This window comes from Nocardia cyriacigeorgica, from assembly GCF_010868145.1.
Classification (GTDB): domain Bacteria; phylum Actinomycetota; class Actinomycetes; order Mycobacteriales; family Mycobacteriaceae; genus Nocardia; species Nocardia cyriacigeorgica_D.
This window is the reverse complement of record NZ_JAAGUY010000001.1, coordinates 130203-151112: the sequence shown is the minus strand read 5'-3', so window position 1 is coordinate 151112 and position 20910 is coordinate 130203. Positions and strand designations below refer to the sequence as shown.

General features: G+C 67.5%; 18 protein-coding genes and 1 riboswitch. Of the genes, 8 read left to right on the top strand and 10 right to left on the bottom strand.

What is annotated here, in order from left to right; all coding sequences use genetic code 11:
- Positions 1–18 precede the first annotated feature (18 nt).
- A complete protein-coding gene (locus tag GV792_RS29995) occupies positions 19–1689 on the top strand; it encodes a VWA domain-containing protein (protein ID WP_309138551.1) in 1671 nt (556 codons plus the stop codon).
- Between the two features lie 216 nt (positions 1690–1905).
- On the opposite strand, the gene GV792_RS00700 is transcribed toward GV792_RS29995, so the two are convergent.
- Entirely contained in the window at positions 1906–2763 is an 858-nt protein-coding gene (locus GV792_RS00700; RefSeq protein WP_163821629.1) for a Vgb family protein, read from the bottom strand.
- Between the two features lie 186 nt (positions 2764–2949).
- Here GV792_RS00700 and GV792_RS00695 point away from each other — a divergent pair, with 186 nt between their 5' ends.
- Entirely contained in the window at positions 2950–3486 is a 537-nt protein-coding gene (locus GV792_RS00695) for a TetR/AcrR family transcriptional regulator (protein WP_309138550.1), read from the top strand.
- A 146-nt stretch (positions 3487–3632) separates the two neighbouring features.
- Here the strand turns inward: GV792_RS00695 and gcvP are convergent, their stop codons facing one another.
- A complete protein-coding gene (gene gcvP / locus GV792_RS00690; protein ID WP_163821627.1) occupies positions 3633–6440 on the bottom strand; it encodes an aminomethyl-transferring glycine dehydrogenase in 2808 nt (935 codons plus the stop codon).
- 154 nt (positions 6441–6594) lie between these two features.
- A riboswitch (glycine riboswitch) is annotated at positions 6595–6691 on the bottom strand.
- A 129-nt stretch (positions 6692–6820) separates the two neighbouring features.
- Positions 6821–8170, bottom strand: a complete 1350-nt coding sequence (locus GV792_RS00685) for a M14 family zinc carboxypeptidase (protein WP_163821626.1) — start codon at positions 8168–8170, stop codon at positions 6821–6823.
- A 67-nt stretch (positions 8171–8237) separates the two neighbouring features.
- Between GV792_RS00685 and GV792_RS00680 the strand changes: the two genes are divergently transcribed.
- A complete protein-coding gene (locus tag GV792_RS00680; protein ID WP_163821625.1) occupies positions 8238–8846 on the top strand; it encodes a TetR/AcrR family transcriptional regulator in 609 nt (202 codons plus the stop codon).
- Here GV792_RS00680 and GV792_RS00675 read toward each other — a convergent pair whose 3' ends face one another.
- The 6 genes from GV792_RS00675 to GV792_RS00650 form a co-directional block, all read right to left on the bottom strand.
- Positions 8847–9404 (bottom strand): MerR family transcriptional regulator, encoded by a 558-nt coding sequence (locus GV792_RS00675; protein ID WP_163821624.1) that lies wholly within the window; start codon positions 9402–9404, stop codon positions 8847–8849.
- Between the two features lie 228 nt (positions 9405–9632).
- Positions 9633–10106, bottom strand: coding sequence for a bifunctional nuclease family protein (locus tag GV792_RS00670; RefSeq protein ID WP_163821623.1), 474 nt, complete (start codon positions 10104–10106; stop codon positions 9633–9635).
- Between the two features lie 145 nt (positions 10107–10251).
- Positions 10252–11064: a transcriptional regulator FtsR gene (gene ftsR, locus GV792_RS00665; protein ID WP_163821622.1), complete on the bottom strand. Its 813-nt coding sequence runs from the start codon at positions 11062–11064 to the stop codon at positions 10252–10254.
- 54 nt (positions 11065–11118) lie between these two features.
- Positions 11119–11604 carry an oxoglutarate dehydrogenase inhibitor Odhl gene (odhI, locus tag GV792_RS00660; protein ID WP_036536402.1) on the bottom strand — a complete coding sequence of 162 codons (486 nt, stop codon included), beginning with the start codon at positions 11602–11604 and terminating at the stop codon, positions 11119–11121.
- 166 nt (positions 11605–11770) lie between these two features.
- Entirely contained in the window at positions 11771–12169 is a 399-nt protein-coding gene (gcvH, locus tag GV792_RS00655; protein ID WP_163821621.1) for a glycine cleavage system protein GcvH, read from the bottom strand.
- Between the two features lie 64 nt (positions 12170–12233).
- Positions 12234–12824: a CDP-alcohol phosphatidyltransferase family protein gene (locus tag GV792_RS00650; RefSeq protein WP_163822171.1), complete on the bottom strand. Its 591-nt coding sequence runs from the start codon at positions 12822–12824 to the stop codon at positions 12234–12236.
- Positions 12825–13042: 218 nt separating this feature from the next.
- Here GV792_RS00650 and GV792_RS00645 point away from each other — a divergent pair, with 218 nt between their 5' ends.
- From GV792_RS00645 to GV792_RS00635, 3 genes are all read left to right on the top strand, one after another.
- Positions 13043–14452, top strand: coding sequence for a DUF2252 domain-containing protein (locus GV792_RS00645; RefSeq protein WP_163821620.1), 1410 nt, complete (start codon positions 13043–13045; stop codon positions 14450–14452).
- Between the two features lie 135 nt (positions 14453–14587).
- A complete protein-coding gene (locus tag GV792_RS00640) occupies positions 14588–15466 on the top strand; it encodes a nuclease-related domain-containing protein (protein WP_309138638.1) in 879 nt (292 codons plus the stop codon).
- Positions 15467–15500: 34 nt separating this feature from the next.
- A complete protein-coding gene (locus GV792_RS00635) occupies positions 15501–16169 on the top strand; it encodes a phosphatase PAP2 family protein (RefSeq protein ID WP_163821618.1) in 669 nt (222 codons plus the stop codon).
- 41 nt (positions 16170–16210) lie between these two features.
- On the opposite strand, the gene GV792_RS00630 is transcribed toward GV792_RS00635, so the two are convergent.
- Positions 16211–18142, bottom strand: coding sequence for an acyl-CoA dehydrogenase family protein (locus tag GV792_RS00630; protein WP_163821617.1), 1932 nt, complete (start codon positions 18140–18142; stop codon positions 16211–16213).
- A 189-nt stretch (positions 18143–18331) separates the two neighbouring features.
- On the opposite strand from GV792_RS00630, the gene GV792_RS00625 reads away from it, so the two are divergent.
- The gene (locus GV792_RS00625) at positions 18332–19894 is read left to right on the top strand and encodes a threonine/serine exporter family protein (RefSeq protein ID WP_256668218.1); all 1563 of its coding nucleotides are present in this window, start codon (positions 18332–18334) and stop codon (positions 19892–19894) included.
- Positions 19895–20043: 149 nt separating this feature from the next.
- Positions 20044–20736 carry a biliverdin-producing heme oxygenase gene (locus GV792_RS00620; protein WP_163821616.1) on the top strand — a complete coding sequence of 231 codons (693 nt, stop codon included), beginning with the start codon at positions 20044–20046 and terminating at the stop codon, positions 20734–20736.
- The last annotated feature ends 174 nt before the right edge of the window (positions 20737–20910 follow it).

Sequence of the window (20910 nt, the reverse complement as noted above, 5' to 3'; positions counted from 1 at the left end):
CGCATACACTCGTGCCTCGTGGGTACACATCGCAGCCGTTCCAGGTCCCGGGGCATCAGCAAAGGTCCCGTTATCACCGTGGTGGCTGTGCTACTACTCGTCGCAGCGGTGTTCGGGTGGTTCCAGTTACGCGACCGCTCCAGCAGTAGTACCAGTGCGGCGGCCGCGGAGTGCGTGGAAGGTGACACGGTCCTCAATGTGACCGTCGATCCGTCGCTGGCCGCCACGGTGCGGACGATTGCCGATCGGTACAACGCCAGCGAACCGATCGTCGGCGATCACTGTGTGACCGTGCAGGTCGAGGCGCAGCCCGCCGCGGCGATGGTCGCGGCGTTCACCAGCAATACGTCGTGGGATCCGGCGCTGGGCCCACAGCCCGCGCTCTGGATTCCCGAGTCGATGCGCCAGATCGAATCGGTGCGGGTTCCCGGACTCATCCAGGGCGTACCGGCCTCGGTGGCGGTCAGCCCGATAGCGTTGGCGGTGCCCGGCGAACTGGGTGCGGCACTGGAGCGTGGCGGGATCACTTGGGCGGATCTGCCTCGCCTGCAACGCGGTTCGCTCGACGAGCTGCAACTGCCCTGGGGCGGGCTGCGGATGGCCGTGCCGCCCGGTGATGCGACGCTGGCCGCCGCCACTGCGGTCGCGTCCGGGGTGTCGGGCGTCGACCCGCTCACCGAGGAGGCCGCACTTTCAGGACAGGCCGTCGCTGCGGTGTCGGCCCTCGCGGCCAGCGCACCCGACGTCCCCGATACCGCCGCCGCCCTCGGCGCTCTCACCTCGACGCCGCCCGCCGATGCCACCCTCCACGCGGTGGCCGCTACCAAGCAGCAAGTCAACGCGCACGGCGGACTCACCGCATTCGTCCCGGCGGGCACCGGTCCCGTCGCGGACTATCCCGCGGCCATGATGACCGGTCACTGGGTCGACACCACTCAGAACATGGTCGCCGGTGTTTTCGCCGACTACCTGCGCGCTCCCGAGCAGGCCGCGGATTTCGCCGCCGTGGGATTCGGCCCAGCACCCGCCACGACCGCACCGGTGCCGACGCGCGCCGCGCTGGACAAGGTCCGCGCTACTCTCGCCGATCCCGTGCTCGGGGTCTCGGCAACCGTCCTGATCGATGTATCGGCGTCGATGGGCGGCAACGACGGCTCCACCCCTCGGCTGACCAACACCCTCGGTGCGCTGCGCTCGACGATGAACGTCATGCCGCCGGAATTCGGTCTCGGCGTGTGGACCTTCGGCAAGAACCTCGACGGGACCACTCCTTACCGAGTGCGGGCGGCGACCGCACCGCTGGCCGCCGAACACCGGACCGCGGTCACCGAGTCGCTGGACAGCATCCGCCCGACCGACCTGAAAGCCGATCAGTGCTATACCGCACTGCTGGCCGCCTACCGCGCCGCGGTCGCGGAATACACCACGGGCCGGACCAATTCGGTCCTGTTGATCACCGACGGCCCCGACGACGATTCCGCACTCACCGGAACGCAACTACTCGCCGACCTCGCCGCCGCCACCGACGCCGCCACACCGGTCCGTGTGGATGTCATCGTCGTCGGCGGGGAGGGCACCGACACGCTGCGCGCGGTCACCGAACGTACCGGCGGCACCTACACCCGCGTGCCCACGTCCAACGACATCAGCTTCGGTACCGCGATGGTCCAGGCCCTCACCACGACTTGACGACCTCGCCCCTGAAGGGCGAGATTCCTGCCAGCGCCCTAACGGGCGCTCTCGGTGGGTTCCTGTTTCACAGGGACGTGCCTTCCGCTGGGCGGCAGGACTTACCGTCCCTCCGCAGGCGTCTCGCCTCTCCGCCCGTCCGGCGACGAGAATGTTCTTCGCCTCCGAACGCGCGGGCCGGCGCGATCCGCTGGCCAGCGGAATCTGTCCCGCGCCTCAGACCGATTCATCGACAGGAATGCGGGCGAGCACTCCTGATTCCATTGCTACCGTGATGATTCCATCCGGTCCCGCGACCAGTCCGTGAGGTTCGGCGCCGGGTAGGTCGATCCCACTGATCTCGCCCGCCGTGGTGATCCGGCCGAGGCGGGCCGCGCCCCATTCGGTGAACCACAGCGCACCATCCGGTCCGGTGATGATGGCGTGGGGTCGCGCGTTGCGGTCGGGCAAGTCGAACTCGTCGATCTCACCGGTCGTGGTGATGCGGCCGATCTGGCCCGCACCGATCTCCACAAACCACAGCGCACCGTCGGGGCCCACGGTGATACCGACCGGGTTGGCCGATTCGGTGGGCAGCGGGTACACGGTGATCGCACCAGCGGTGGTGATCCGCCCGATCGCATTGCCGAGATTGAGGGTGAACCACAGCGCCTCATCGGGTCCCGCGACGATCATCGAGGGCATGCCCTCGACCGGGAAGCGGGTGATCGCCCCCTCGTCGCCGAGCCTGGCGATGTGGCCGGTGTGCAACTCGGTGAACCACAATGCTCCGTCCGGGCCCACGCACAGTCCGTAAGGCGCGTCTGCCGCGATGCTCGACCGGTTGCCGTCCGCAGTGATCCGACCGATCCGGTTGCCGCGAAACTCGGTGAACCACAGCGCATCATCCGGACCGGCGACGATCACGGTCGGCTGCCCGTCCACGGGATCGAGGGCGAAGATGTCCACCCGGCCATCGTGGTACCGGCCGACCGCCCCGGTTGTCGCCATGGTGAACCAGAGGGCACCGGCGCCGGCGATCGCGACCCCGTACGGTGCGCCCGGAACCTCGATCGAATGAATAGTGTCAGCCAAGCTCGCCGATTCCCTTCTCGATTCTGTTCATGCGACGACATCGCGGCGTGGTTCGACCGCACAGCCGAACTGCAATCGCAACCCGTGTAGCCTTAAGCTATCGAATTGGCGGATCTAACGCAACAGGAGTTGTCTTTGGAGGCTCAGAGGCGGCCCGGGGGACGGAGTGCACGTGTCCGCGACGCCGTGCGCACAGCAACCCTCGTCGAACTCGTCGCACACGGCTATCAAGGCTTGACCGTGGAGAACGTGGCCAAGCGGTCCGGAGTGCACAAAACCACCGTCTACCGGCGATGGAGCAGCCCCGAAGGGTTGATCGCGGACGCGCTGGAACTCGCCGCCACCGAACCATGGCCGGTCCCGGACACCGGAAGCGTCGACGCGGACCTGCACGCCATCACCCAACTGGTGCGCACCGGATTCGCCGACCCGGAGGCGGGCCCGGTCGCCACGGCCTTCATCGCCGCCGCCATGCAGAATCCCGCTGCCGCAAGCGCGCTGAACGCCTTCTTCACCGGGCGCCTCCATCAGTCGGCGGAAGTGATCCGCCGTGCGGTCGCCCGCGGTGAACTCTCCGCCGATGTCGACGCCGAAGCAGTGATCCGATGCGCAATCGCCCCGATCTACTACCGTCTGTTCATCTCGCATGAACCTGCCACCGCGGCCGATGCCGCAGCCGCCGCCCGCGCCGCCCTTGCGGCCGCCCGCGCCGGAGCCCTCTGAAGAAGGAACAATCCGCCGCTACCGCATACGCGACAACGTACCGTCAGCGTTCAGCGGCGCCACCACCACCGGCCCAGCGGTCGAACTACCCCGAAACGGCTGCGCCGTCTCGGCCGAGGGGACCGAGGCGGCACAGGTCGCGAGTTCTAGTCGGTGTAGGCATCCAGCGGCGGGCAGGAGCACACCAGGTTGCGGTCACCGAAGGCTCCGTCGATACGACGCACCGGCGGCCACACCTTGGCGCGGGAATGGTCCAGCCCGCGCGGGTAGACGGCGATTTCGCGGCTGTAGGGGTGATCCCACTCCCCGACCAGGCTCGCAGCGGTGTGCGGGGCGCCGCGCAGCGGGTTGTCGGTCACCGGCCACACACCCGCGCCGACCTGATCGATCTCGCGGCGGATGGCGATCATCGCTTCGATGAAATCATCCAGTTCGGCGAGGTCTTCGCTCTCGGTCGGCTCGACCATCAGCGTGCCCGCCACCGGGAAGCTCATGGTCGGCGCGTGGAAACCGTAGTCGGCCAAGCGCTTTGCCACATCGTCGACGGTGACGCCGGTCTGTTTGGTGATCTCGCGCACATCCAGGATGCATTCGTGGGCGACCATGCCGTTCTCGCCCGTGTAGAGCACAGGGAAATGCTCGTCCAGACGGCGGGCAATGTAATTGGCCGAGGCGATCGCCGACAGGGTCGCCCGACGCAGCCCGTCTGCGCCCATCATCCGAATGTAGGCCCAGGTGATCGGCAGGATCGACGCCGAACCGTACTTCGCCGCCGACACCGCATGTGATCCTGACTCCAGCGGATCACCCGGCAGGTACTGCTCCAGATGCGAGCGCACGGCCACCGGTCCCACACCGGGACCGCCGCCGCCGTGCGGGATGCAGAAGGTCTTGTGCAGATTCAGATGGCTGACGTCGCCACCGAATCGGCCCGGCCGCGCCAGCCCGACCAGCGCGTTCAGGTTCGCGCCATCAATGTAGACCTGACCGCCGGCGTCGTGCACCAACGCGCACAGTTCGGCGACCTCGTGCTCGTACACCCCGTGCGTGGACGGGTAGGTGATCATGATGCAGGCCAGCCGGTCGGCGTGATCGGCGATCTTGGCACGCAGATCGTCCAGATCGACGTCGCCGTTGTCGCGGCAGGCCACCACCTCGACCCGCAGACCCGCCATGGCGGCCGAGGCCGCGTTCGTGCCGTGCGCGCTCGACGGGATCAAACAGGTATCGCGGTGGGTGTCACCGCGATCGAGGTGATAGCGACGGATCGCCAATAGGCCCGCGTACTCACCCTGGCTCCCCGCATTGGGCTGCAGGCTCACCGAGTCGTAGCCGGTGATCGACGACAGCCACCCCTCCAGGTCGGCGATCAGCCGCAGCAGGCCCGGCGCGTCCTCGACCGGCGCGTATGGGTGCACCCGCGCGAATCCCGGCCAGGTGATCGCTTCCATCTCGGCGGTCGAGTTCAGTTTCATGGTGCATGAACCGAGCGGAATCATGCTGCGGTCCAGGGCGATGTCCTTGTCCGAGAGCCTGCGCAGATAGCGCAACATCGCGGTCTCGGTGCGGTAGCGGGTGAAGGCGGGATGGGTCAGGAACTCCGAGGTGCGGTTCTCGATCGACACCGGCGCGGCGTCCCGCTTCTCCGAAGGCAGTGCGGTGCCGAAGGATTCGAGCACGGCTGCGACATGTGCATCGGTCGTCGCCTCATCGCAGGCGATACCGACGTGATCGGCGTCGACCAGCCGCAGGTTGATCCCGCGCGACTTGGCCTTGCCCACAACGGCTTCCGCCCCACCGGGCACATGCGCGAGCACGGTGTCGAAGAACCGCTCGTGCACCACCGCACCGTCCAGCCCAGCTGCGATGGCGGTTGCGTGCCCGTGTACTCGCCGCGCAATGGCGCGCAGGCCGTCGGCGCCGTGATAGCTGGCGTACATGGCGGCGACGATGGCGAGCAGCACCTGCGCGGTACAGATGTTGGAGGTCGCCTTCTCCCGGCGGATGTGCTGTTCACGGGTCTGCAAAGCGAGCCGGTAGGCGGGCGCGCCGTCGGCGTCGACCGAGACACCCACCAGACGCCCCGGCAGCTGACGGGCATGCTTGGCGTGCACCGACAGATATCCGGCATGCGGACCGCCGAAACCCATCGGCACGCCGAACCGCTGGGTGGTACCGAAGCAGGCATCGGCGCCCAGCTCACCCGGCGGCGTGATCAAGGTCAGTGCCAGCAGGTCCGCACCGACGGCCACGAGCGCACCGCGCTCATGTGCGGCCTCGACGATCGGCGCCACGTCCACGATCCGCCCGGACGCACCGGGGACCTGCGCAAGGACGCCGAAGAACTCGCCGTCGGGCACCTGCCCGCCGGACAGATCCGCTTCTACGATCTCGATGCCGAGCGGTTCGGCACGCGTGTAGAGGATGGTCCGAGTCTGCGGGAACAGGTCGGTATCGATCAGCAGGCGAGCAGAGGCTGAGCGGTTCGCGCGCCGCAGCAGCGTCATCGCCTCGGCGGCGGCGGTGGCTTCGTCCAGCATGGACGCATTCGCGACCTCCATGCCGGTCAGATCCGACACCATGGTCTGAAAGTTGAGCAGCGCCTCGAGCCTGCCCTGACTGATCTCGGGCTGGTACGGGGTGTAGGCGGTGTACCAGGCCGGATTCTCCAGCAGGTTGCGCACCAGCACGGGCGGGGTCAGCGTGTCGTAGTAGCCGAGCCCGATCATCGAGGTCGCGACGGTATTGGAATGCGCGAGGGCGGCCAGTTCGGCCAGCGCCTCATGTTCGCTCACCGCGGCAGGCAGCGCCGCCAGCACGGAATCGTCGAGGATCCCGGCGGGAATCGCGGCGGTGGCCAGATCGTCCAGCGAACCGACGCCGACGACGGGCAACATCCGATCGAGTTCGGCGCGATCAGGTCCGATGTGACGGTCGGCGAAGGTGCGGCTCACAACATACTCCCAGGTCGGGCGGATCGACCACGCGGTCGACGGGTCCAGCCCTCCCCCTCTGTCGTGGCGCCTGAGAGATTCGGTGGTCACGGCCGGAGCCGAACCCCTTTCCCCATGGGCGGGCAGCCCGCAGCCACCGCTTTCCAGAGGCGCCGAAGCCCGTACGGTCCCTGTTGCCTGAGAGATTGACGGGGAGGTGCTGCTCCTTCGGCGCCCGGGCTCGAGGCCCGGAACTCTCCCGCACGGCGGCGACGCGCAGATCAGTCTATTCGGCTTCAGGCCACGGTGGCACCACCGACCCCGTCGCCAAGGTGTTGTTCTCATCACCCGCATACGCTCGACGTACCAGAGGCCCCGACCATCGACCACGGATATGGGCCTCAGACCGCTAGCCCCGAACACACCCGGGTGGCCGCGAGGACGATGGCACCGGCCTGCGCCCTGACGAGATGCTCGAGCGGCACCACGACGCCGGGCGCCACCGCCTCGATCTCACCGGACCACCGGTCGAACAGCGTGCCGAACCGACTTCGCTCGCGGGCGACCGCCGGCGTCCCGTCACGGACCTCGGAGCCGAGCAGGCGCAGCGCCATGCCGCAGACACGCAGCCGCATCATGGCGATCCATACGTAATTCTCGACGAACACCTCCCCACGCGTAGCGATTCGCTCGCCGGCTCGGGCGGCGCCCATCTCCTTCGCTGCCGCCATGGCGGTCAGGTCTGTGCGCATCGCACGAAGGGCCTGCTCGAACGGCCCTGGCGCGCGGCCGGGCGTTGGGCACAGCTCCACTGCGCCGTCGATGAGCGCGACGAGCTCTCGATAGGCCTTGGCCACCGCGTCGAGCACCTCGGCGCTGCACTGTTGGCTCGGGGAATCGTCGTCGATGCGTGCATCAACCCAGAGCGGCAGCTCACTGACGAGCACCGCTGTGCCGTAACGCCCGGCATAATCCAAGCTTCCGCCACCGCCGAGCACTGTCGCAGGATCGGCGTCGGCCGCGGCAAGGGCCTCGGCCATGGTCGAGAAGCTCGGCAAGCGAAAGACTCCAGGCGCCACAGCTCGCGAGCCGGGCGCATCGGGCTCGCCCCGGTACACCGGGACCTGAGCCGCTTCCAGTAGCCCGGTCAGGGCCGCCCAATAGCTCTGGTCACCACCGGAGCAGTAGAAGAAGCCGCCGCCGAAATCGGCATTGTGCAGGGAAGCGATCAGCGCGGGACGCGTTCGGTCGATCAGCGTCATGAGCGCCGTCGTCTCGGGCAGCGGTGTTCCGATCGTGGTGCCGCGCCAGGCGACGGGGAAACACCATTCGGGTTGTTGGCTGCTCGGCGGACGATAGAACCCGCGCGCTACGTCGGTCCTGGTCATCGGGCCACCGAACCAGGCTTCGTTGAGTCGTGTGCCGTCTGGATCGAGGCATGGCACGATATGCCAGCTCGCTCCGAGCACTGCGGATTCGTCCTCGACGAGCCGGCGCACCAGATGCCGGATCGTCGCCATCCCGAGTGGCTCATTGGGATGCGGATTGCCCAGCACAATGATGTGGGGTTCACCCGTTCCGATTCGTGCCGCGCGGATCGGCTCACCGTTGCGCGAGCGTCCGATATCGGTGAGGCGCACGCGATCAGGCCGTGCCGCGGCCAGCTCGGCGAGGAAAACGGCGAGCTGATCGACCGTTGGGAACCCGTCGATCCGGTCGACCGATCCGACGATCGCACCGATGTCGTCCATGAGCCAAACCTCCTGTGATCAAGATCAGATAATCACGTTATTTCAATAACGACGTTATCATCAGCAGGTGCGCCGTGCCGACTTACAGTTGAACAACCGAAAGGCCCTGCTGGAGGCCACCATTGCCGCCATCGCAGCACGCGGCCATCAATCGACGCGACTGAGCGAGCTCGCCGACCAGGTCGGGCTGACGACCGGTGCGATCTACTCGATATTCGGCAGCAAGAAGGCGCTGATGATCGCCGCCATTCAGCATTTGATGGCGGATTTTCAGCAATCGCTTGCATCGCTCCTCGACGATCCCAGCCTGGACCTGGCCGAGGTTCTGCGCGGCTACGCCGACGCCGCACTCGGCTCGGCGGGCGGTGCGCAGGGCTACCAGGTGTTCGCGTTCGAACTCGACATGCTCGGCGCCGCGCTGCGGGACCCCCAGCTGCGAGCCGATATCGCCGCCGAAGTTCCGCGCAGACTACCGACCCTGATCACGCTGTGCACCGACCGCCGCATCGACCCCGTCGGCACACACACGACGACGGCGGACCAGGCTCGCCGCCTGGCACCCGCCGTCGATGCGTTGGTCACCGGTTTCGCCCAGCACGCAGTACTCGAGCCGGACAATGTGGACCGCGACTACGTGCTGGAGAGTACGGTCGCGCTCATCACACTCGTGCGATAGTCAGCCGGTCTTGCGATTCATCCGCGCCTTGCGCCGAAACGCGAGTTCGTCTTCCGGCCGGTCGGTGGCCGCGGTCGCCCGTTCCGCCGGGAAGTTCGCGATCGCGCCGGTCAGCTCACGCATGGCACCGCTGACCGCGATACCGAAGACTCCCTGCCCGCCCTGCAGTAAATCGACGACCTCCTCGGGCGAGGTGCACTCATAGACCGAGGTGCCGTCGGAGAACAGGGTGATACCCGCCAGATCCTGCACGCCGCGGCTGCGCAGATGGTCGACCGCGATGCGGATGTTCTGTAGCGAGATACCCGCGTCCAGTAGTCGCTTGACGATCTTGAGGACCAGGATGTCCTTGAACGAGTAGAGACGCTGACTGCCCGAGCCCGCCGCGCCACGAATCGACGGTACGACCAGACCGGTGCGCGCCCAGTAATCGAGCTGCCGGTAGGTGATACCGGCCACCTGGCACGCGCTCGGCACGCGGTAACCCACCAGGTCGTCGGGCACCGAGTCGTCCGGGAACAGTCCTGGCTGTACCTCGCCCTGGTAATGCTCTGCCACTGACCACTCCCTTGTTTCGCCGACGCGTTCTCAGCCTCATCGATGACCCGGTTCCGTTACAGCCACGAATCGAGCACCGGTACCCCGGGGCGACCCTGCCGAAACGGACGTGGCCCAACTATCGAGATTACTCTTCTCGATTGTCTCGGGAGCAGTCTCGTCCGGCCAAACGCGACGCGCGGTAAGAGTCTCGACCTGTAGTTAAGGTCTAAAAAATAGTTGCCGCGCTCAGCTGTCGGTGGCCTTGAAATCGTCGGGCGAGACCGACTCGAGGAACTCCTTGAACTTCTCCACCTCGTCCTCGCGCTCGTCCGGCATGACCAAGCCGGCCTCGTCGAGGACCGCTTCCTCGGCATAGATCGGGCAGCCGACGCGCAACGCGATGGCCACCGAATCCGACGGGCGCGCCGAGATCCGCAGATCGTTGTCGAACACCAGATCGGCGTAGAACGTGCCCTCCTGCAGATCGACGATCCTGACCTCCTTCAGGGTGTGCCCGAGGTCGGTGATCATGATCTTGATCAGGTCATGGGTGAGCGGGCGGATCGGAGTGACGCCCTCTTGCTCCAGCACGATGGCGGTGGCTTCGGCCTGCCCGATCCAGATGGGCAGATACCGGTCACCGGAAACCTCCCGGAGCAACAGCACGGGCTGGTTCTGTGGCTGCTCGACACGGATGCCGATCACGCGCATTTCGCTCATCGCACTGCCTCCCAATACTCGCCGACAGCCCGCCGTGTCCCTACCGAGCTCGCCGTAACACGAGTCTAAGCGAATTCCCGACGGTGCCGCGATGGCTGAGTTCACGGCGTTGCGGCGTGTTGGTCACGGCCAGAACGCGAGCGAATCAGTTGCCGAGCGAGGCCCGCACCGATGCCTTCACCAAGCTGGTGTGCAGGGTCAGCGACAACGCCGCCAGCTCACGTACGGTCTCCTCGGCGCGGGCCCGAGCGCCCGCGTCGCGACTCTTGGCGATGGGGGCCGCGATCTGGGCGACCAGGGCGGCCTCACGGTCGGCGGCGAGCTTGAAGGCCCGCAGATGTCGTGCCTCCAAACCGAACTCCGACATGGCGCGGGCGGTTTTGGCCAGTGTCACTGCGTCGGCATCGAAGAATCCGGCGGCACCAGGGGTGATCAGATTGGCCCGGATGAGGTCGGTGAGGAACTTCTCGTCGATACCGGCCTGGTCGAGCAGGTCGGCACGGGTGAGCCGGACCTCGTGGTCGAAGCGCAGCTCATCCGGGGAGATCTCACCGGGAACGACCCCGAGCCTGCGCGGGGCGGCGGCACGCTCCCCCGTCGCGGCACGCTCGCCCTCACCGGGGAGGCGTTCGGAGTCGGGGCGCACGGAGTGCGCTCGGGCGCGGGCTTCCCGCACACCGAGCGTCGCCGCACCACTGTCGATCGCTTCGAGCTGCTCCTTGATCACCTTCAGCGGGAGGTACTGATCCCGCTGTGCGGTGAGTACGAACCGCAGCCGCTCGCAGTCGGCCACCGAGAACCGGCGGTACCCCGACGGCGTCCGTTCCGGACGGATCAGCCCCTCCGCTTCCAGGAAGCGGATCTTGGAGATGGTGATGTCGGGGAAATCCGGCCGCAGTAGGTCGAGCACGGAGCCGATCGACATGCCTCCGCGTGCCCACTGCGCCGCGCCCGTCATGACACCGAGTCTTTCATGTGAGAGCGCCGATCACGAGTATCGGCGCACCGTCTGTCACAAGCTGCCCGCACCCGCCGCCGAATCGGTGGTCTGGGCACGCGGGCCGGTGAGGAATACCAGGCGGAACTTGCCGATCTGGACCTCGTCACCGTTCTGCAGCTCGGAGGAATCCACCGGCTCCCGGTTGACGTAGGTGCCGTTGAGACTGCCCACATCGACCACCTGGAAGGAATCCTCGTCCTGACGGAACTCGGCATGCCTGCGGCTGACGGTCACGTCGTCGAGGAAGATGTCACTGTCGGGGTGACGTCCGGCCGAGGTGGTCGGCTGATCCAGCAGGAAACGCGAACCCGCGTTCGGACCACGCTTGACGACCAACAGGGCCGCACCGACGGGCAGTCCCTCGACACCCTGGACCGGCTGCTCGCCGGTCGCCTCTCCGGAGCGTGACGCGTCGACCTCGTTCAGGAAATCCGCGCGGAAGACCGACGTCGTCTCGGCCGCGGTCTCCCCGTAACCCGGGTCTTTGTTCTCGCTCACCGTTTCTCTCCTCCTCGAACCTGATAATCATGCAGGCAGCTGCTGCCTCGACCGCCGCGACCTCGAGTCGCGGCCGCACAACCCACCAGCGGCCGGCAGCACATCCGTTGGCATTGACCGTACCCTGCCGGGGCGGGCCCGTGCAGGGAGAACTGGGAAGGCCGCCTCAGCCCCCGATAACTCCTTGATAACCTGCGGCATCGAGCAGTTCACCGAGTGCGGTGTCCAGCCCCGCGGCATCACTCACCTCGAGCTCGAACAGCCACCCCGACCCATACGGATCGGCATTCAGCGTCTCCGGCGCACTCTCCAATTCCTGGTTTGCCCCAACAACTTTCGCATTCAGGGGAGCATAGATGTCGGAGACGCTCTTGGTCGATTCGACCTCGGCGATGCTGTCACCGACCGCGACATCGGTGTCGACGGCAGGCAACTGAACGAACACGACATCGCCGAGCTGGGACTGGGCGTAGTCGGTGATGCCGACCCGGACCCTGGAGGGACCGATCCGACGCACCCATTCGTGCTCTTCGGTGTAGCGCAGATCCTCGGGAGTCTGGGTCACAAAGGCATCCTTTCGTTGTGCACGGTGCACGCAACTCTATAGCGAACGCCGACCCGGGCGCCTGTCAGTGGTCGCTCGCAGGCGGGATCGCCCGTGCTACGGCGATGGCTTTCCCGGCGTAGAGCGCCCCTGTCCAGACGTAGACCGCGGTACCCCAGACCAGTAGTGCCCCGCCGAAGGCCCGGCCGAAACCGTCGAGCGGCCAGTCCATCTGCCCGGCCAGCAGCCACGGCAGCGCCGACATGAGCGCGAAGGTCGCGGCCTTACCCAGGTAGATCACCTCGGGCGGGTCCAGATCACGGCGTCGATACACCGACAGCGTGAGGGTGAGCAGCAGGTCGCGGCCGATCAGGATGGCGGCCACCCACCAGGGGATCAACCCGCGGATCACGAAGGCGGCCAGCGTCGTCACCAGATACAGCCGGTCGACGAAGGGGTCGAGCAGGGCGCCGAGGCGGGAGGACTGGTCCAGCAGCCGGGCCAGCTTGCCGTCGAGGAAGTCGGTGATCCCGCTGACCACGAGGAGGGCGAATGCCCAGCCGTCGGCCTTCTCGACCAGCATCAGCCACAGGAACACCGGGACGCCGATCAACCGCAGCACGCTCAGCGCGTTGGGCACGGTCAGGATCCGGTCGGCGAAGACGCCACCGAACAGTTCGCGCCCGGTCCCCTGGCCGGATTCGGTCGTCCCCGATTCGCTTGTCACAGCCCCGTGCATACCGCATCCGCACCCCGCGGCGCCATCCGGGCCCGGCACGTCAAAGGTGCGGGTGTCCGCCCACGTCTCGACACCGCCAGCGCGTGGGGCATCAGTGTTCATCCGCCCGTACCGGGCACCCGTACCCTGCGCAAGAGTCGGTAGCGTACGCGGTGATGAGCAGTGGAATCGACCTCCGTAGCCATATCCCCGCCGAGGACGTCAGGGCCCGTGGCAGCGCGCTGCGCGAGCAGGTGCCCTTCAGCGCCCGCGATCGCGGCGCCGCGGCCCCCGACCGACCCGATGTGGTGCGGTTCGTGACCGAAAGCAATGCCGGCCGCCTCGACCATCTGATTCCACTGCGGATCGGACGGATGGCCACCTCGCCGTTCACCTTCTACCGCGGCGCGGCCGGACTCATGGCCGCCGATCTGGCCGTCGGCCCGGACACCGGTGTGACCGCGCAGCTGTGCGGCGACGCGCACGCGGCCAACTTCGGCCTCTACGGCACCCCGCAGGGCGACATCGTCATGGACATCAACGATTTCGACGAAACCATCGCCGGCCCGTGGGAGTGGGACCTCGAGCGTTTGGCCGCGAGCCTGGTACTTGCGGGCCGGGAGGGCGGGTCGAGCGAGGACGACTGCCGTGATGCCGCGCGCGACGCCGTCCGGTCCTACCGCCGCACCATCGCCGCACTCGCCGATATGCCGTTCATGGAATCCTGGACCGCCCTTCCGGATGAGTCGATGATCGGCAAGGCCAAGGCCGACGATCTGCTCGACGACTTCAAGAAGGCCGCGAAGAAGGCGCGTAAGAACACCAGCGCCAAAGTGGTCGCGAAATGGACCGAACATCTCGACGATCACGAAACCGGTATCCGCAGGCATCGTTTCGTCAACGATCCGCCGATTCTCACCCATGTCGATGAGGCGGTCACCGAGGCGGCCATCGATGCGCTGGAGAACTATGCGGGCACGCTGCGCGAGTCCCGCCAAGGGTTGCTTGCGCGGTTCTCGGTGTCCGACATCGCGTTTCGCATCGTCGGCACCGGCAGCGTCGGCCTGCACAGCTACGTCGCCCTGCTCTACGGCAATGACGGCGAGGTCCTGGTATTGCAGTTGAAACAGGCCAGGCCCTCCGCACTGACGCCGTTCGTGTCGCACACTCCGCCGCGGCATGAGGGTGAGCGAATCGTGCAGGGCGCCAGGCTGGTTCAGGCCGAAACAGATATCCTGCTCGGCTGGACGAGCATGCGCGTGCCCGCCACGGACACCGAGCCCGCGCAGGAGCTGCCGTTCGTGGTGCGCCAGTTCCGCAATCTCAAGGGCGGAATCGACCCTGCCGAACTGGATTCGGAGGATCTCGACGACTACGGCAGGCTCGCGGGGGCGCTGCTCGCGCGTGCCCATTCTCGCTCGCTCGACCCTCGCCTGACCGCCGGATACCTCGGCGACGACGAACGTTTCGAGGAGGCCGTCGCGGACTTCGCGGTGCGCTACGCGGATCAGACCGAGGCAGACCACGCCGCGCTCGTCGCGGCGGTGCGTTCCGGACAACTACCCGCGGAGCCCTCGGACGGGTAGCCTTCGGTCCGGCACCGCGCGCGTCCACCATCGGACACAGCGCGGGTGCGGAAATCTCGGGTCGGCGCGGACCCGCCTCGTATCCTTTCCGGTACCGGGTGTCGACGTGAAGGGCGGTCGCCAATGCTCGTGCGAGTGCAGAACAGCGCAGGCACCAATGCCGAACGGGCATTGCTCGACTGGTTGCGCACATGGAAGGACCCGGGCAGCCCACACGGCGTGGCCACCATCAACTGCAGCCTGTTCCATCAGGACAAGCTGCATCAGTTCGACGCGGTGATCTGGACCCCGACCAGCTGTGTGGTGATCGAGGCCGAAGCGCTGATGTCACGCCAGGAGGGCGTGCTCCAGATTCCGCTCAACGGCTCGTGGACGGTGTCGGGTGAGCAGGCCGCGCTGGAGAACAAGGATCGGCGCACCCCGCTGGAACGCTCCCGCGATCACACCTTCGCGCTACAGAACTGGCTGGCCGCACGTGGGCTCGGCCAGCGGGCCGTGCACGGGGTCGCCCTGATCGTGCCGTTGCGCGGTGCCAGGCTCGAGATAGAACAGGCCTGGAGCGACCCCAGTTTCGACGCCATCCTCGGCGACGATCCGCAGCGGTTGCGGCACTATTTCGACACCCTGGCCGAGCAGGAGAATCACCTGTGGACCGCCAACGACATCGCGGTCGCCTTCCGCGGTCTCGGCATCCTTCCGTATCTGCCCGCGCCGCAGGAGCTGCTGAACGAGGGATTCCTCGGGCCGATCGACATCACGCTGTGGCACGGAGGCCCGGCCCAGGCGCAGGCCGAAGCCTATGCCGAGGAGTTGGCCCAGGCCGAACGGGAAGCGAACACGTCGAAGGTGATTCAGGCGCCCTGGTACAGCCCGTGGAAGCTGTATCCGCCCGAGACCGGCGACGTCGATTTCGGGCGCGCCTTCATGCGGACGACCCTGGCGGCCGGCATGGTCATCGCCTTCGTCTGGGTGCTGTGGATGGTCATCACCGCGATCCTCACCTACGGGCCGTAGGCGGCCGCCGCGGTCGGTGACTATCGTCGTTGCAGTGATCGCAGCTCCCGGAACGGGCGAACCCGCCGCGCGCGGACCGGATCTCTCGCACGACCCGGCGCCACCCGATCAGGCCGTCGCACTCGGCGCCGCGGCCGTCGCGGGCACGGTCACCGCCACAATTCCGCTGACCTTCCCACCCGACGGCGGCCCCACCCCGCTCGATCAGCGCGTCGAAGACCCGATCAGCGCCGCCCTCGATTCGCGCCCCTGGATCGCCGAGGTGCTCGCACTGCCGAGCAACACCTGGGTGGTCATCTCATTGATGCTGGCGGGGGCCGCATGGTTCGGCTGGCAGCATCGCTGGTGGTGCGCCACCGCCATGGTCGTGGTCCCGGAGGTCGCGGCGGGCCTCAATACGTGGGCGCTGAAACCGTTCTGGGGGCGGCCGCTGCACGACTACCTCGCCTACCCCAGCGGACACACCGTGCATCTGGTGGCCGTCGCCACGACATTCGTCGTGCTGATCGAGTCCACCAGGGCGCGGCTGGTGATCGCCTGCTGCACGGTGGCTGCGTGGATTTGCGCGGCGGTCGGCATGATCGCGCTGGACTATCACCACGCCACCGACATCATCGGCGGCGCGGGCGCGGCGATCGCGCTATCGGTGCTGTTGTGCGCCGCGGGCGGGCAGGTACGGCAGCGGATGGCCGGCGCCGACTGAATCAGCTGCCCGCCCCGGCGTCGCGGGCCTCGGCTACCGCATCAGCTGCGTTCGTAGACGCTCGCGTCCTCGAGCATGGCCGCGCGCAGCATGGATTCCGGCACCCCCAAGGCCTCGATCAGTGTCAGAGCGTCCGGACGCAGTCGATCGACAAGCTCGTTCACCCCGCGACGCACCGCCTTGCCCCTTTCCACCGACATGAACCGGTGCATGATGAACCAGGACAGGTTCTCCTCGAGGGTGGCGTAGACGAACAGGTCGCAGACCGTTTCCGCGAGCGCCCGCGCGTCCGTGTCCTCGATCCCGGCGATGCCCTCGATGAAGGCCTCGAGCACGAGGCGGTCGATATGGGCCGAACCCGCGGCGAGGATATGGTCCTGCGCATTGTTGAACGCCTCGAACGGGCTGGTCTCCTCCGCCCGGGCCCGCAGCCGGTGCGCCGCGGTGCGGACCAGGTAGTCCTCCCGGTCGGCGAACAGCTGGAGCTGGACCGCCCGCTTGGACAGATCGCCCTCATCGACGGATTCGTCGCCGCGATCGCGCAGGGTCTGGATGAGCTGACGCACACCCGAGCGCTTGCGCACCACATCTCCCGCCATGGTGGCGGCAAAACGCACCCAGCCGAGTGCGTCGAGATCGCGCACCTCGTCGGAGTAAGCGGTCAGCAGCTCTTTGGCCACCAGCTGGGTGAGCACGACATTGTCGCCCTCGAAGGTGGTGAACACGTCGGTGTCGGCCTTGAGGGTGACCAGGCGGTTCTCGGTCAGATACCCGGCGCCGCCGCATGCTTCGCGGCATTCCTGGATCGCGCGGGTGGCGTGACGGGTCTGGGCCACCTTGAGACCGGCCGCACGCTTTTCCAGTGCCCGTTGGGCGCCCGGATCCAGATCTTGGCCGGTCTGCACCAGATGCATGCGCCGGACCAGGTCGTTCTGCGCGAATGCCAGCGCGTAGGAACGCGCGATCAGCGGCAGCAGCCTGCGCTGATGGTTGCGGTAGTCCAGCAGCAGAATCTCGCCGCCGTCGTCCGGATCGCCGAACTGGCGACGCTTCAACGCGTACCGCCCGGCAATGCTCAGCGCGACCCTTGCGCCCGCGGCCGCGGCGCCACCCACGCTGACCCTGCCGCGAACCAAGGTGCCGAGCGTGGTGAAGAAGCGGCGACTCGGGTTCTCGATCTCGGAGCTGTAGGTGCCGTCGGGGGCGACATCGGCGTAGCGGTTGAGCAGGTTCTCCCGAGGGATGCGCACCTGGTCGAAGACGATGCGGCCGTTGTCGACGCCCGGCAACCCGCCCTTGAGCCCGCAGTCGGACGTGGTGACGCCGGGCAGGTCGTTACCCTGCTCATCGCGGATGGGCACCAGCAGGCAATGCACGCCCTGATTGCCCTCGGGGGTGATGAGCTGCGCGAAAACCGCTGCCATCCTGGCGTGTTCGGCGGCGCCACCGATGTAGTCCTTACGCCCGGAGGGGGTCGGGGTGTGGACGACGAACTCCTGGGTCGCCGGATCGTATGTCGCGGTGGTCTCGATATTGGCGACGTCGCTGCCGTGTCCGGACTCGGTCATCGCGAAACAGCCGAGCAGGTCCAGCGAGATGAGCCGCTTGATGAAGTCACGGTGCCGGTCGGTGCCGAGGTTTTCCACTGCACCGCCGAACAGACCCCACTGCACGCCGGACTTCACCCACAGCGACAGATCCGTATAGGCCAGCATCTCCAGGCCGACCACCGCCGCGCCGGGTTCTCCGGTGCCGCCGTTCTCCCGGCGGAATCCGCGCTCGGCCAGACCAAGCCCGCCCAGCGCCCGCATCTGCTCGAGAACCCGGGCGCGCGCCGCGCGATAGTCGAGATCAGGGTCGCCGATGAACCGGTCCCCCGCCAGTTGCTCCCTGGCCTGTTCGCGGACCGCGCCCCACGGTCCGTCCAGTGCCGCCCGAAGATGATCTGCCGTCGATACGCTGCCGGTAGCCATGACCCGACCCTAGCCGCAACCGCGCGCGGCGGGCCGAAGGATCGCGGCGCGAGATCGGTCACCCGGCGCCGATTCATCAGCTGATCGCCGCCCTGGAAAAGGCAGCGTCACCACGGCACATGCGCCGCGTGAGCGCGGTTGCGCGGATCACGATGCGCGAGGGCGGTGAAGGTGACTACCTTCACGGCTATGGCTATTGGCGCGCCCTCGGGAGGAGACACCGGCGAACCACCGGTCGAAGAGTTCGCGACGCGCGGTCCACGACGGCGCCGGATCCTTCAGCTGCCCGTGGTCACGCAGGCATTCGGACGTCTGGTCGGCGATCGTCAGGCGACCGCCGACACCATCGTCGCTGCCCCGACGCCGCTACAGCCGATCGATCTCACCGACGACGCGAAGGTCGCCGAGGTGCTCGACCTCGCGGTTCGCATGGGTGAGGTGGTGCTCGCGTCCGGGACGTCGGTCAACGACACCACCACCACGGTCCGGTTCATCGCCGCCACCTATGGTCTGGCTCGCTGCGACGTCGACGTCACCTTCGACTCGATCCGCATCTACGCCGACCGTGGTCGATCGCTGCCGCCCGCCAGCAGCATGCGCGTCGTGCACTACCGCGGGATGGACTTCACCCGGCTCGCCGCGGTGGACCGCTTGACCCGCCGGATCCGCACCCAGATCGTCGACCCGGAGGACGCGCGCGCGGCGCTCGACGCCATCACCTCGGCGCCGCACCCTTATCCACGCTGGACGGCCACCTTCGGCTGGTCGTTGCTGGCCGCCGCCATCGCAGTCCTGCTCGGCGGCGGTGTCCTGGTCGCGGTGATCAGTTTCGCCGCGACCGCGGCGATCGACCGAGTGAATCGGGTGCTCAATCGGTACGGGCTACCGTTCTTCTTTCAGCACATGGTCGGCGGCGCGATCGCCGCGACACCGGCGATCGTGCTGGCAACCTTGGCCGAACCACTCGGCATGAACGTCGACCCGACCCTGATCATCGCCGCGGGCATCACGGTGCTGCTCAGTGGTTTGCAACTGGTCGGCTCGGTACAGGATGCCATTACCGGCAGCCCCATCACCGCCGCCGCGCGCATGCTCGAGTTGATCATGATGACCGGCGGCATCGTCGCCGGTATCGCACTGGCGTTGCGGGTGGGCCAGATCCTCGGAGCGACCTCACCACCGCTGGATCTGACACCCGCGCGGGTCTTCACCGATCTGCCGGTCAAGCTGCTCGCCGGCGCGGTGGCGGCGCTGGCCTACGCGCTGGCCTCTTACGCCGAGCGCCGGGCCCTTGCCGCCGCGGCGCTGAGCGGCGCGACGGGCACCGTCGTCTATCTACTGATCCAGCATGCCGGGTTCGGCCCTGTCGTCTCCTCCGGTGCCGCCGCCACCATCATCGGCCTCGCAGGTGGTCTGATGGCGCGGCGTGCGCTGACTCCGCCGCTGATCGTGGCGGTCGCGGGCATCACGCCCCTGCTGCCCGGTCTCAGTGTCTACCGGGGCCTCTACGGCACCCTCAACGATGAACTGCTGATCGGGGCCAATCAGCTCCTGGCCGCGTTGGGTGTCGGCTGCGCGCTCGCCGCCGGTGTCACCCTCGGTGAATGGTTCGACCGGACGGTGGTCCGGCCACCGGTGCTGCGCCGTTTCGGCAGCCTGAAGCGGCCGATCGTGCGGCGCAGGCGTCGTCCGGTGGGGATCCCGCCCTACCTGCGCAAGGAGTTCCCGCCCAACCTCCGCAAGCCGAAGTGAGCCCATCGCAGGATCCCTGGTGAGCCGGTATCGTCGAGACGATCGGTCCGGGAGTACACGGGCCGCACACGGCATTCGGGCCAAGGCCCGTTGCGCACGACGGTCCCAGTGATGGTGAGGTGGTTTCGGATATGTCGCATGGTCCGGATGTGTCGAGTACCGAATACGCCACCGCGGCGCCGGCGGCGCCCTTACCGTTCTCCGCGCAGATTCGCAGCGCCACCGCCCGACAGCACGAAGAGGCGGAGAACTCCTCGTTCATCTCCGACATGCTCGGCGGCGAACTCGGCGTCGAGTCCTACCTGCGTTACACCGGGCAGCTGTGGTTCGTCTACCGGGCGTTGGAAGGTCGCTGGGACAGTTTGGCCGAGGACCCGATCGCCGGGCCGTTCATCCGTCCCGAGCTGGCCCGCACCGCCGAACTCGAACGCGATCTCGCGCATCTGGCCGGGCCCGGCTGGCGCGACGGACTCGAACCGCTGCCCGCTACCGCCGCATACGCCGCCCGGATCGACGAATGCGCCCGCGACTGGCCCGGCGGCTACATCGCCCACCACTACACCCGCTACCTCGGCGACCTGTCCGGCGGGCAGGTCATCCGCGGGACCGCCGAGAAGCTGTGGAACCTGCCCCATCGCGGTGATGGTGTGCGGTTCTACGTCTTCGACGCGGTCGGTAACCCGGCCGCGTTCAAGCGGGAATATCGTGCACTGCTCGATCGCATGCCGCTCGACGATCTCGAGCGCCGCCGCGTCCTCGATGAGGGGCAGCGCGCCTTCGCGATGAACACCGCCGTCTTCGAGGAACTCGCCGAAGAATTCCCGACGCGCCGCCCGTCTTGATGGCAGTGCGGCCGGCTCTGTCCTGGCCGCGCTGCCGATACCTACCAACCGCGGCCCGCGCGCGAAGGTCCGCTGCGGTGTCGAACGCGGCCGGATACCCGCTAAGGCCATTATCTGTCACCGCGAGTTGCATATTCATTACCTGAAAACTGTTGTAACACACAAAAACCCCAC